This is a genomic window from Streptomyces sp. NPDC059582, from assembly GCF_042735715.1.
GTDB lineage: Bacteria > Actinomycetota > Actinomycetes > Streptomycetales > Streptomycetaceae > Streptomyces.
The window spans coordinates 1-12,344 of sequence record NZ_JBHWCC010000103.1; the positions used below are offsets into that span (position 1 = coordinate 1).

A 12,344-nucleotide genomic window follows, 5' to 3' on the forward strand; every position below is an offset into this window, starting at 1 on the left:
CCGCACGGGAATCTCCGTGCGGCGCCCGCGGTCGTAGCCGTACGTCCGGGCCGCCAGGATCTGTGCGCCCGGCCCGGCAGGCTCTGTGTCCGCCCGACCCGGCAGGGGCGTACAAGAAGGACATGGCCGGCCGGGCCTGGGGAGATCGCCGGGGCCACCGAGGGGAGGCCTGCAGGAAGGCCCGATCACGGCCCGCAGGCAGACCCGAGCACCAGGAACAGCGACGCCCGGCGCGTCAGCGCGTCAGCGGCGGCCTGGGCTCCTCGGCCGCGCCGCCCGGCTCGTCCCTGATGACCTCTCCCTGGACCACCTTGCCGTCCGGACGGCGCATACGGGCCTGCTGGAAGGCGTCGCCGAGGGTGCCGGGACCGGCCTGGCGCAGGGAGCGTTCGACGGTGCGTTCCGCGTACCGTCCCACGGCCTTCTGGACCGGCGGAATCAGCAGCAGCAGACCCATCGCGTCCGAGATCAGGCCCGGGATCATCAGCAGCAGCCCGCCGAGCATCATCAGGCCGTTGCCGCCGCCCTTCGCGGGGGAACCGCCGCTCTGGATCGCCGCGTTCAGGTTCTGGAAGGCGCGCCGACCGGCCCGCTTGATGACCACCGCGCCGAGCACGAACCCGGCGAGCAGCAACAGGAACACCGTGAAGCCGCTCGTCGCGCCCGCGACCACGATCAGCAGCCAGACCTCCAGCACCATCCAGGCGGCGACGCCGAGCGGCAGGTAGGTCCGCAGCCGGGAACGCGGGGGCCGGACGGGTGAAGAAGGGGTCGGAGCGCCTGTCGTCATGCTCCCAGTGTGCCCGGGCCGGGCTCAGCGCGGGATAAGGGGTTGATCGACAGGTCCCCGCGGCTAGCGCTGCGGCCGCTCCGTCGGACCGCCCCGGCCCGTGATCTTGCCGACCCGCTCCCCCACGCCCCACGCCGTGACCCGCCACAGCGCCTCGACGAGGATGTCCTTGCTCATCTTGGAGTCGCCGAGTTCGCGCTCCACGAAGGTGATGGGGACCTCGACGACGTGGTAGCCGGCCTTGACCGCGCGGCGGGCCAGGTCGACCTGGAAGCAGTAGCCCTGCGAGGAGACCTCGTCGAGGCCGAGACCCTCCAGGGTCTCGCGACGGAAGGCGCGGTAGCCGCCGGTGATGTCGCGCAACGGCAGGTCGAGGGCGAGGCGCGAGTAGAGGCTGCCGCCGCGGGAGATGAACTCCCGGGATCTGGGCCAGTTCACCACCCGGCCGCCCGGCACCCAGCGGGAGCCGAGGACGAGGTCCGCGCCCTTGAGCGCGGTCAGCAGACGCGGCAGCTCCTCCGGCTGGTGGGACCCGTCGGCGTCCATCTCGATCAGGACGCCGTAGTCGTGCTCCAGGCCCCAGCGGAAGCCCGCGAGGTAGGCGGCGCCGAGGCCCTCCTTGCCCTTGCGGTGCAACACGTGGACCTGACCGTCCCCGGCCGCCAGCTCGTCCGCGAGTTTGCCGGTGCCGTCGGGGCTGTTGTCGTCGGCCACGAGCACGTGCGCCTCGGGGACCGCCTCTCGCACCCGGCCGACGATCGCCTTGATGTTCTCCGCCTCGTTGTAGGTCGGAATGATCACCAAGGCAGTGCCGAGCGGACCGAACTGCCTGCCCCGGGCCTGTCCCGCCAGGGTCCCGTCGCCGTCGTTCACTGCTGCCCCTTCATGTCCGTACGCAGAGGTCCACCATAGTGGCCGCGGCCTGCGATGACGTGACAGCACGTTCCACCGGTGGTGTCGATTCCGCAAGAGCGGGGTAAGAGAGTGGTTTTGGGCTCGTATGTACGCCGCTGTACGGCGGATGGGGGCCCGGCGCCCTTCGGGCCGACCTGGGGCCCGCTGGCTGCGGGTCGACCGAAAGCCGTTGTCTACTGAGCACCCGGGCCCCACCCCGGTCACACCTTGCCGACCGGCCGGAACGTTCCCTCGTCGGCGCGGACGCTGAGCCTGGCTCCCAGTGACGGTGCCCCGGTGCGGCACACCGTCCCTGACCCAGCGGCGCTGCGGCGAGTGCACGGACGTTCCCCGGTAGGGCGTCCGGTGGTGGACCCGGCAGAACCTACCGGCCCCCCGCCGTCGCCTGTCAACACCCCTCCGAGCTGCGCATTCTTGCTGAACATGCTGGTCAGCGAGGAGGATGCGCAGGTCGCACAACGCGGTGGCGGGGGCCGATCGGCGCCCCGCCGCCGCGGTAGATCACTCGCCCGGCCGTACGAAAACCGTCCGTCCGCCGACCACGGTGCGCAGGCAGACGGGGAGGTCGGCGCCCGGGGTGAGGTCGGGCAGGCCAGGGGTGCCGGAACGGGGATCGGTGGACCAGCGGGCCACCCGGTCGTCCGGGGCCTGCACGACGAGGGCGTCGGTGCGCCATACGGCGTAGTCCGCGGGCGCGCCCGGCACCAGGACGCCCGCGTCGTCCCGCCCGACCGCCCGCCAGCCGCCGCGCGTGTGGGCCGTGAAAGCCGCGCGCACCGACACGCGGTGTTCGGGTGTGCGGTGGAAGGCGGCGGCCCGGACCGTGCCCCACGGGTCGAGGGGCGTGACGGGACTGTCGGAGCCGAATGCGAGCGGTACACCGGCCCGCAGCAGCGCCGCGAAGGGGTTCAGCGTCCGGGCCCGCTCGGCGCCCAGGCGCTGGGCGTACATGCCGTCCTCGCCGCCCCACAGCGCGTCGAAGGCGGGCTGTACGGAGGCGGTCAGGCCCAGCTCGGCGAAGGCCGCGACGGTCTCCGGGGTGAGCATCTCGGCGTGCTCGACGCGGTGCCGGGCGGCGCGCACGCGGGTCAGGCCGACCTTCTCGGCGGCCGCGCGGACGCCTTCGACGACCGAGGACACCGCGGCGTCGCCGATCGCGTGGAAGCCCGCCTGGAGGCCCGCCTCGGTGCAGGCGACGACATGCGCGGCGACGGCGACGGCGTCGAGGTAGGCGGCACCCGTGTGGTCGGCGTCCACGTAGGGCTGGTGCAGGCAGGCGGTGTGGGAGCCGAGGGCGCCGTCGACGAACAGGTCCCCGGCGGCCCCGGTCGCGCCCAGCTCGCGTGCCTTCTCGACGTCCTGCTCGGCCCAGTAGCCGACCACGCGCGGTCCGGGCCGCTCGGCGGCGAGCCGCAGCAGGCCCGTGAAGTCGTCCTCGGAGGAGATCTCCGGTCCGCCGCACTCGTGGACCGATCCGATGCCCAGGGAGGCGGCGTGGGCGAGGGCGGCGCGCTGGGCCGCGACGCGCTGTTGCTCCGTCACGGCCGCGAACGCGGCGGCGCGGACGGCGTGGTGGGCCCCGCGGGTCAGGGGTTCCCCGGCCACGAAGCCGGCCTCGGTCCGTGCGCGCGGCGCCAGCTCCAGCAGAGCGGTGGTGACGACGGCCGAGTGGGCGTCGATCCGGCTGAGGTAGAGCGGCCGGCCGCCGGTGGCCTCGTCCAGTTCGTCCCGCCGGGGAGCGCGCCGTTCGGGCCAGCGGGCGGCGTCCCAGCCGTGGCCGAGCAGGACCCGGTCCTCGGGCCGGGCGACCGCGAAGTCCCGCACCAGGCCGAGCGCCGCCGCCAGGGACGGCGCGGACGAGAGGTCCAGGCCCGTCAGCGCGAGCCCTGTGGCGGTGCTGTGCACATGCGCGTCGGTGAAGGCCGGGGTGACCAGGGCGCCGTCCAGATCCACCACCTCGTCGACGCCCTCCGCGAAGGCGTCGGCCGCGCCCTCGGAGCCGACCCAGGCGACCTGGCCGCGTTCGACGACCATCGCGGTCGCGAAGGGGTCGGCGGGGCTGTGGACTTCTCCGCGGCGGAGCAGGACGGTCTTCGGTTCGGCGGTGCGCTCACTCATGGGGAACAGTCTCCCGCCTGCCCGCGGCGGCCCCGCACGCAGGTGGGTCAGACGCGCGGCGGCCGTGCCTCGTACGGCGTCGAGAGGACCACGGTCGTCCTGGTGGACACGCCGGCCAGCGACCGCAGTCGGGCCAGCAGTTCCTCCAGTTCGTGCGGGGTCGCCACCCGCACCTTGAGGATGTAGTTCTCGTCGCCCGCGACGCTGTGGCAGGCCTCGATCTCGGGCACGCCGGCGAGGCGGTCGGCGATGTCGTCGGGGGCGCTGGGGTCGAACGGTTTCACCGAGATGAAGGCGGTCATGGGCAGCCCCACGGCCTCGGGGTCGACGACGGCGGCGTAGCCGCGGATGACGCCACGCTGCTCCAGCCGGCGTACGCGCTGGTGCACGGCCGACGTGGACAGGCCGGTGGCCTTGCCGAGGTCTGTGTAGCTCATCCGCCCGTCCTTGACGAGCAGCTGAACGATCTGACGGTCGAGCTCCTCCATGGCGCAAGAACCTACAGGGCGTCTGATCTCCTCCGATACCTGAGCGGCCCAGGTCATACCCGGTTCGTGATGTGACCGGCGTCCGGCTGTGAGTCGACTGGGGTTCGGCTGAGGTTCGGCTGGGAGTCGGTCGCCGCGGGCCGGCCGGGAGGCGGCAGGCGGTCGGTCGCGGGCCGGCAGGGAGGCGGCAGGCGGTCGGCTGCGGGCCGACCGGGAGGCGGCAGGCGGTCGGTCGCGGGCCGGCCGGGAGGCGGCAGGCGGTCGGTCGCGGGCCGGCCGGGAGGCGGCAGGCGGTCGGTCGCGGGCCGGCCGGGAGGCGGCGGGCGGTCGGCTGGGGTTCGACTGAGGTTCGGCCGGGAGGCGGCAGGCTGTCGGTCGCGGGCCGACCGGGAGGCGGCAGGCTGTCGGGTGCGGGTAGGCCGGGAGGCGGCGGGCGGTCGGCTGTGAGTCGACTGAGGTTCGGCTGGGAGTCGGTCGCCGCGGGCAGGCCGGGAGGCGACAGGCGGTCGGTCGCGGGCCGACCGGGAGGCGACAGGCGGTCGGTCGCGGGCCGCCCCGGAGCCCCCAAGGGGCCGCCCCGGAGCCGCCAAGGGGCCGCCCCGGAGCCGGTGGAGGAGCCGGTGGAGGAGTCGGTGGAGGAGTCGGTGGAGGAGTCGGTAGGGCGATAAATCCACTGTGTGGGGCATCTGCGAGCGGCATGTGACGAACGCCACAGCGTCCGGGCCGTCTCCGTGATGCCCTCGTGATTACCGCCGAGACCGGACGGGAAGTGCTTGCTGTGGTCGAGGCCGCAGTGCCTTCACGGCCCAGCCCGAGGGGGAGAATCCCATGCAGAGTCTTAAGCGCCCTGGTCGTACCGTTCCCAAGCGGCAGCAGCCGCTGGTCGAGCCCACGCCGGAGGGCGTCGAACCCGACGACTTCGACGGCGACGAGCTCGACGCGTACGACACCTTCGAGATGTTCCGGGTGATCTGCCCGGACTGCGCGCAGCCCATCGCCCTGCTGGCGGACGAGGAGGTCCTGCCGGAGCACGCGCTGTGCGCCTCGCCGTGGAATCCGTTCGGGCTCACGGTGTGCGCCGGTACGGGCCGGGAGGCCGCCACGGCGCAGCCCGCGGACGAGTCCGTCGAGCTCCAGGAGCAGGACACCGCCCTCCTGTTGACGCTCCCCCAGGGACTCGACTGGCGGACGCAGCCCTTCTCGCACGTCGGCGGCCCGGGCTCGCGCCCGATGCGCGTGCCGGTGATGCGCCGGGCCGCCGCCTGAGGCGTCCCGCTCAGTCCCGACGACTGCCCTGCACCATGGCACGCAGGCTGCCGTGGTGCAGGATCAGTGTGTCCGGATCCGCCGGGACGGCGACCTCGCCGAAGTACACCTGGCGATAGGCGACCCGCAGCATGACGATGGCGTGCCGCAGTGCCGCGTACAGGATGTGGAAGTCCATGTCGCGCGGTGTGTGGCCGGTGAGTTCGGCGTACCGCCGCTCCACCCGGTCGCGGCGAAGCAGGTCGGGCAGCCCGCGCTGTCCGGACGCGACCGTGAGGTCCTGGAAGAAGCGGTGCAGGTAGATCGTCCAGCCGAGGTCCACCTCGCGCGGGGCGAGCGCCGCCATCTCCCAGTCCAGTACGGCCGCGGGTTCGAATCCGTCGTAGACGACGTTGCCGATGCGGGCGTCACCCCAGTTCAGGACGGGCGTGCCGGGCTCGCGCGGCCACAGCTGCTCCAGCCGATCGAAGGCGTCCTCGATGAGCGGTGAGCGGGGAAGTCCGTCGACGACCCAGTCGTAGTAGGCACGTTGGGCGGTGACATGGCGGCGCAGCGCGTCGCCCTGTCCCGGTGTCGCGAGGAAGTCGGCCTGTTCCACCGGTACTTGATCGTGGAGTCGGGCCAACAGCCCGACGGTCGCGGCTTCCAGGTGTTCTCGCTCGGCGTCGCTCGCCGCGTGCAGCCAGTTCCCCTCGTAGGTGTAGGGCAGCACGTCCGGCGGCACGCGCCCCTCGACGCGCTCCATCACGAAGAAGGGCGCGCCCAGCGGGCCCGGATCCTCCTCCAGCCGGCCCACCCGGGGCACCGGGAGGTCCGTGCGGTCGGCGACCAGGCGCATCGTGCGGTGCTGGCGGCCCATGTCGTACACCGGGAACACGGTGTACGCCGCCGGGTCCGCCGCGAGCCGCAACGCACAAGCTGTGAATGGTGGTTCGGGGTGCTCGATGTCGAAGAGCAGGGTCTCGCTGGACATGCCGTTGGACGCGGGGGCGGTGACGCCGGTGGCCTTGGCACCGGGCAGGAAGGTGCCGAGCCAGGCGTTGAGACGGGCGGTGAGCTCGTCCTTGTCGCGGGTGGTGGTGCGCGGGCGCGATGGCGTGGTCATGAGGTCGGCCTCCTCACCGTGCGACCGAGTCGAAGCCGGTGAAGCCGCTCGGGTCGTGGCGGCCGAACGAGCCGTGTTCGAAGATGCCGTACCCGACCCGGCCGTCCAGCCGGAAGCGGGCCGCGTGGTCGGTGACGCCGTAGGCGGCGAGGGGGTGCGCCGAGGGGTCCGACAGGTCGTAGGTACGGCTGTCGGTCCAGCCGGGCCCGCGCCAGCTGCCGTGCTGCCAGTCGTCGGCCGGCGGGTAGCCGGCGCCGATCGCGAGCGGGGACGAGGTCAGGATCTCGGCCTCCAGGTCCTGCGGTGCGCGCGGGTCGCCGAGGTGGACGAGAGCGCGCTCGGGGTGGCGGGTGCCGGCCCGGTAGGTGATCTCGGCCTGGGGCCACCCGAGTCGACGGTCCGGATGGCCGGGGCGGACGAGGGTGGCGTCGTTCAGGGTGCGGTAGCCGTCGGCGTCCTCCTGGACGACGACCATCAGGAAGCGGTCCTCGAAGCGGACCGGACACCAGATCCAGTGGAAGCCCTCGGTCGGATGGTCCTGCGCCAGCCGCCCGCCGTCCTCGCCGGGCACGGGCCGCACGCCCCAGCTGCGGTCACGGGTGCCGGTCCACTCCGCGGCGGTCACCCGCAGCTCCTCGCCGCCGGCCCGGATCACGCCCTCGGCGTGGCCGGCCTGCACGAAGCGGCGGCCCTCCAGGGTGAGCCGGCCGCCGCGCCGCTGGACGTGGTGGGGCTCCCACAGGGCGGGGAAGTCGGCGGTCCAGGTCAGGTCGTACGACAGTGCGTCGTCGCACCTCAGGCGCAGCCGGCGCAGCGGCTCCTCGACCTCGATGCGCAGCGGTCCGACCTCGAGCAGCATCCGGTCCTCGCCGAGGGCGTCGCAGGCGCGTACCGCGTGCAGCACGTCGCCGGTGCGCAGCGTCGCGTAGGCGTCGATCACCCCGAGGTTCGGGTAGACCCCGAGCCCGAGGATCAGCAGGGCGCGCCCCTGATGGTCGAGGACGTGGAAGACGCAGCGGTCGTAGGCGTTCCGGTCCCCGGTCGCGACGTGCTTCATCGACAGGGGCACCTGATGCACGGGGTACTCGTCGAGCGGCACCGGACGGTCGTCGGCCATGACTCGCCTCCCTGGACGCAAGGGAGTTGACGGTACGTCAGATAGGTGTCGGCGGCCAGACACGTGACGGCCCCGAACCAGGGGCACGGAGCGAACTCACGGTCGATTACGTGGGCAGGTGACCTGCCCACCCACCGTGGCGTTGGCCTGGCATGACCCCCACCCAGCAGGCGCCCGGGCGTACCCGCCGCGTGTTCGTCCCGGCCTCGGCGGAATCGGTTCCGCTCCCGCCGCCGCAGCCCCAGGACCCGCCCATCTACCGCGCCCTGCTGCGCACCTGGGCGGACCGTGGCCGCACCCTGCCGGGCCGCCACGACCCGGAGTGGGCCAGGCTGGCGGCCCCGCAGGTGCGGCCCGGTCAGTTCAGCGGGTCTCCGGACCCGCGAGGTGACGGGCGATGACCATCCGCTGGATCTGGTTGGTGCCCTCGACGATCTGGAGGACCTTGGCCTCGCGCATGTACCGCTCGGCCGGGAAGTCCGCGGTGTAGCCGTACCCGCCGAGGACCTGGACGGCGTCGGTGGTGACCTTCATCGCGGTGTCGGTGCAGTGCAGCTTCGCCATGGCCGCCTGCTTGGCGAACGGCCGGCCGGCGTCCCGCAGCCGCGCCGCCGCCAGGTACAGGGCCCGGCCCGCCTCGATCTGCGTCGCCATGTCGGCCAGCATGAAGCGCAGTCCCTGGAAGTCGGCGATGGGCCGTCCGAACTGCTGCCGCCCGGTGGCGTACGCGACCGCCTCGTCGAGCGCCGCCTGGGCCACGCCGATGGCGCAGGCCGCGATGCCGAGCCGTCCGGAGTCGAGGGCGGACAGGGCGATGGCGAAGCCCTGACCCTCCTCGCCGATGCGCCGGGCGTCGCTGACGCGGACGCCGTCGAAGTTGACCTGCGCGGTGGGCGAGCCCTTCATGCCCATCTTCTTCTCCGGCGCGGCGGCACCGAGCCCCGCGGCGTCGGCGGGCACCAGGAACGCGGTGATCCCGCGCGGGCCGTCCTCGCCGGTGCGGGCCATCACCGTGTAGAAGTCGGCGACCCCGCCATGGGTGATCCAGGCCTTGGTCCCGGTGATCACCCAGTCGTCGCCGTCCCGCACCGCCCGGGTGCGCAGGGAGGCGGCGTCCGAACCGGACGACGGCTCGGAGAGGCAGTACGCGCCCAGCAGACCGCCGCCCAGCATCGCCGGCAGGTGTTCGACCTGCTGCTCCTTGGTGCCGTAGGCCGCCAGGGCGTAGGAGGCCAGGGTGTGCACGCTGACGCCGAGACCGACGGTCAGGCGGGCCGCGGCGAGTTCCTCCAGGACCTGGAGGTAGACCTCGTAGGACTGGTCGCCGCCGTCGTACTCGGAGTCGTAGGGCAGGCCGAGCAGGCCCGCTTCGGAGAGCAGGGTGAAGACCTCGCGCGGGAAGCGTCCGGCGTCCTCCTCCTCGGCCGCCTTCGGTGCGATCTCGCGCTGCGCGATGTCGCGGACGAGCGAGATCAGATCCCGGGCCTCGTCCGTGGGCAGTTGCCGTTCCACCGGCTGCGGGGGGCGCTCGGGCATGGCGACGCTCTCCTCCCTGTCGGGCACCTAGGCGGAGTGCGCCTTGGGTGGAGGCGGCTCCGCCAGGTCTGTTTCGGTCCCGCCGCGGCTTGGCTCCCGGGTCGCGGAAGCGGCTGACCAGCGGCTGTGCGCAGTGAGTATGCCCGATTGGAGACACCCAGTCACCAGTTAACGACCGCTTACTTCAAGAATTTCTCATCTTGATCGAATGTCGCGAAAGCGGTCCGCATCTTTGACCCCACTGGTCCAGTCCTCCTGTGGACGGGGCCACGGGCCTCCGCCCTCGAGGGTCAGCCGTCCCGGCGGGCGGGCGGCGGCGCGGGGCAGGAGGGGTCGAGTTCCTCGATGGCGCGCAGGGTGCCGCCGAGCGTCTTGACCAGGAGCTCACCCATGGCCGTACGGGACAGTACGGGACGGTCGATCCAGTCGAGGGTGGCTCCCTCGACGCCGCACACCCAGGCGACCAGGCCCATCCGGGCCAGCGGTCCGATGTCGCCGCGGCCGTACGCGCCGTCGGCGATGGTCGCCACGATCGCCTCGCGCACCCCGTCCCGGATGGCGTGCACCTCGGCGTCGAAGCCGACGCCGCCGCTGACGATCGTGCGGTAGGCGGCCTGGTGGTGCTCGGCGTAGCGCAGATAGCTGTCGATGGTGCGGTGGACCCGGTCGACCTGGGCCAGTTCGAGACCGCTCGCCGCGTAGGAGACCAGGTCGGCGACGGAGTCCTGGATGATCGCCAGGTAGTAGCCGCGCTTGGACTGGAAGTAGTAGTAGATCAGCCCCTTGGCGACGTGCGCCTGCCGGGCGATGTCGTCCATCGAGAGCGCGTCGTACGACGTGTCGGCGAACAGTCTTCGCCCGATGGCGATGAGCTCGGCGCGGCGCGCCAGCGAACGCTCGGTGCCGCGCGCCCGGGGACGGGCGGTGGCATCGCGCTGTTGACTGATATTCAACTTCGACCCTGGTCTCCAACGGGCGGCGGGACATCCGCAGTATGGCAGGTCGAATATGCCTCAGGTCACAGCAGTCCGAGCTGGGTGACGAGCATCGCGATCACCACGACGAGGGCCCAGCCCATGACGTGTTCGAGGATCTTCGGGCCGTCTTCCCGGGGGCCGCCGGTACGGGCGCGGGCGGCGGTGGCTGACTGTGCGGTCATGGTTTCTCACTGCTCTCGGAGGTCTGCGACGAACTCCCCCACCGGTCCGCTCTGCTCCCCGACCGGTATGTCCACCTTGCCACCGTCAGGGACTTGTGCGGCGGAGAGCTTGGTCACAGCACCGACGGCCCCCGGGATCGCCGGGAGCCGTCGGTGGGCGTCGGGGGCCGTGTCCGGCCCGGGTCACCCAGGGGTCAGCAGAAGACGCCGACCGCTTCGAGCGCCTTGCGCTGACGCGAGGTCGGGTGCGCCGGGAAGTAGAGGTAGCAGACCCCACCGGTGCCCGAGACGACGTTCCCACTGGCGTTGTACCGCTTGGTCCTGAGCCAGATGTTCTCCCACTCGGACCGCTTGTAGACGCGGCGCACCGCCTGGTCGTCCGGCGAGGCCGGGTCGTTGGCGATCACATCGCCGTCGGCGGTGAAGCCGATCACCGTCATCAGGTGCCCGGAGGTGCCGTAGCCGGCCCCCGTCAGCTCGGTCTTCAGGAACGACTGGGACGTGATGGCCGGGATGCCCGCGGCGATCAGCGTCTCCAGGTCGGTGAGGGAGCCGAGCCTGGTGACCACGCCCTGGAGGTCCTTGAAGGTGGCCGCGTAGGCCGCGTTGAACGGCCAGTTGCCGCAGCCCCGGTACTGGTGGTCGTACGTGTGACGCGCCGCGTGGCACACCTGCGGGTCGGCGTACGAGGGGTCGACCCAGGCCAGCTGCTCGGACGTGAGCCGGCCGCCCCAGTACTCGATGATCATCTGCGAGGAGGTGGGGCTGCACCAGGCCTCGCCGCCGTTGTCGAACTCGGGGTACTGGCCCGCGTGGATCTCCTGCGAATAGCGCGGTACGGGCAGTTCCCTGGCGAGGCGGGGCGTGGAGGCGGGGACCGTGAAGCGGTCGGGGATGTCGGAGCCCATGGCGCCGAGCCGCCAGACGGTCGGCGTGAGCCTGGTGCCGGGCTTGCGGTAGAGGGTCAGCCGCAGCCGGTACGAGACCAGGCGCAGGCCCGACGCCGAGTCGTCGATGGAGAAGGTGTCGGTCCAGATGGTGCTCTTGCCGTCGGTCTGGTCGTCGACGGAGGTCCGCTTGATGTCCTGGTCACCGGCGGCCCAGCGGCCCATCACGTACCAGGGGGTGGCCGTGCCGTCCGAGTACGTGCCCTGGAGCTCGATCTGGAGCCAGGTGCCGGCCGGGGTGTGGGCGTTCCAGGAGGCGATGACCTCGGTGGCGGGCACGGAGAGCCGGTGGACCGGGGAGGTCCAGGTCCCGTACTCCCAGGCGGCGGTGGTGCCGGTGTGCGGGTCCGTGTAGTCGGCGGTGCCCGCGGCGGTGCCGATCACGAGGCCCGGCCGAACGCCCGCGACGGCCCGGGTGCCCTGGGCGGCGCCGCGGCGCCAGTCGCTGTACGTGGTCCAGGCGTGGTTGTCGACCAAGCGGGCCGGAGCTCCTTCGGCGGCGTGGGGGGACGTGGTGTCGGCGGTCGCCGGTCCCGCTCCGCCCACCACGGCGGCGGCGACCGCGGCGGCCAGGACGGTTCTCCGGGACGGGTGTTCGGCTCTGCTCATGGGCGGAAGACTCCCAGGTGTCCAAGTCGGGGTGGATCACTGCACGGCAGTGCGCCCACTATGGCCGCAGGCGGCATGCTCCTGCCAGCACTTCGACCCATGCCACGCCCACCAATATTGGTCTCGACCACTGGCATGACCTGCGACGAGCCGGTGCGCGAGGGTGCGCGGCGCGACGCGGGACAGAAGCGGGACGGCGACTAGTAGGACTCCGTTAGGTCTGTCTTGATCTTGGTGGCCTCTTGTTGGGCAGGGGGCGGTGACAGGTGGTGCAGGTGCCGGTCCAGCAGTTCA

At 72.5% G+C, this 12,344-nt stretch carries 12 protein-coding genes; 2 read left to right on the forward strand and 10 right to left on the reverse strand.

Features of this window, described 5'->3' with window-relative positions:
- Positions 1–235 precede the first annotated feature (235 nt).
- The 4 genes from fxsA to ACFV0T_RS41600 form a co-directional block, all read right to left on the reverse strand.
- Positions 236–790: an FxsA family membrane protein gene (fxsA, locus tag ACFV0T_RS41585; RefSeq protein WP_385790663.1), complete on the reverse strand. Its 555-nt coding sequence runs from the start codon at positions 788–790 to the stop codon at positions 236–238.
- Between the two features lie 63 nt (positions 791–853).
- Entirely contained in the window at positions 854–1,663 is an 810-nt protein-coding gene (locus tag ACFV0T_RS41590) for a polyprenol monophosphomannose synthase (protein ID WP_385790665.1), read from the reverse strand.
- Positions 1,664–2,206: 543 nt separating this feature from the next.
- The gene (locus ACFV0T_RS41595) at positions 2,207–3,823 is read right to left on the reverse strand and encodes an amidohydrolase (RefSeq protein WP_385790666.1); all 1,617 of its coding nucleotides are present in this window, start codon (positions 3,821–3,823) and stop codon (positions 2,207–2,209) included.
- Positions 3,824–3,870: 47 nt separating this feature from the next.
- Complete coding sequence (locus ACFV0T_RS41600) at positions 3,871–4,311, reverse strand: Lrp/AsnC family transcriptional regulator (RefSeq protein ID WP_016434164.1); 441 nt, start codon at positions 4,309–4,311, stop codon at positions 3,871–3,873.
- 828 nt (positions 4,312–5,139) lie between these two features.
- On the opposite strand from ACFV0T_RS41600, the gene ACFV0T_RS41605 reads away from it, so the two are divergent.
- Positions 5,140–5,577, forward strand: coding sequence for a hypothetical protein (locus ACFV0T_RS41605; protein WP_385790668.1), 438 nt, complete (start codon positions 5,140–5,142; stop codon positions 5,575–5,577).
- Between the two features lie 10 nt (positions 5,578–5,587).
- Here the strand turns inward: ACFV0T_RS41605 and ACFV0T_RS41610 are convergent, their stop codons facing one another.
- Together ACFV0T_RS41610 and ACFV0T_RS41615 are read right to left on the reverse strand one after the other, a co-directional pair.
- Positions 5,588–6,682, reverse strand: a complete 1,095-nt coding sequence (locus ACFV0T_RS41610) for a phosphotransferase family protein (protein WP_385790670.1) — start codon at positions 6,680–6,682, stop codon at positions 5,588–5,590.
- Positions 6,683–6,695: 13 nt separating this feature from the next.
- Positions 6,696–7,799: a hypothetical protein gene (locus ACFV0T_RS41615; RefSeq protein ID WP_385790672.1), complete on the reverse strand. Its 1,104-nt coding sequence runs from the start codon at positions 7,797–7,799 to the stop codon at positions 6,696–6,698.
- A gap of 152 nt (positions 7,800–7,951) precedes the next feature.
- On the opposite strand from ACFV0T_RS41615, the gene ACFV0T_RS41620 reads away from it, so the two are divergent.
- The gene (locus ACFV0T_RS41620; protein ID WP_385790674.1) at positions 7,952–8,200 is read left to right on the forward strand and encodes a hypothetical protein; all 249 of its coding nucleotides are present in this window, start codon (positions 7,952–7,954) and stop codon (positions 8,198–8,200) included.
- Here the strand turns inward: ACFV0T_RS41620 and ACFV0T_RS41625 are convergent.
- The 4 genes from ACFV0T_RS41625 to ACFV0T_RS41640 form a co-directional block, all read right to left on the reverse strand.
- Entirely contained in the window at positions 8,163–9,335 is a 1,173-nt protein-coding gene (locus ACFV0T_RS41625) for an acyl-CoA dehydrogenase (RefSeq protein WP_385790676.1), read from the reverse strand. The two genes, ACFV0T_RS41620 and ACFV0T_RS41625, sit on opposite strands and share 38 nt — an antisense overlap.
- A gap of 290 nt (positions 9,336–9,625) precedes the next feature.
- A complete protein-coding gene (locus tag ACFV0T_RS41630; RefSeq protein WP_385790678.1) occupies positions 9,626–10,288 on the reverse strand; it encodes a TetR/AcrR family transcriptional regulator in 663 nt (220 codons plus the stop codon).
- Positions 10,289–10,353: 65 nt separating this feature from the next.
- A complete protein-coding gene (locus ACFV0T_RS41635) occupies positions 10,354–10,494 on the reverse strand; it encodes an SCO1431 family membrane protein (RefSeq protein WP_385790680.1) in 141 nt (46 codons plus the stop codon).
- A gap of 194 nt (positions 10,495–10,688) precedes the next feature.
- A complete protein-coding gene (locus tag ACFV0T_RS41640; RefSeq protein ID WP_385790682.1) occupies positions 10,689–12,050 on the reverse strand; it encodes a peptidase C39 family protein in 1,362 nt (453 codons plus the stop codon).
- Between the last annotated feature and the right edge of the window lie 294 nt (positions 12,051–12,344).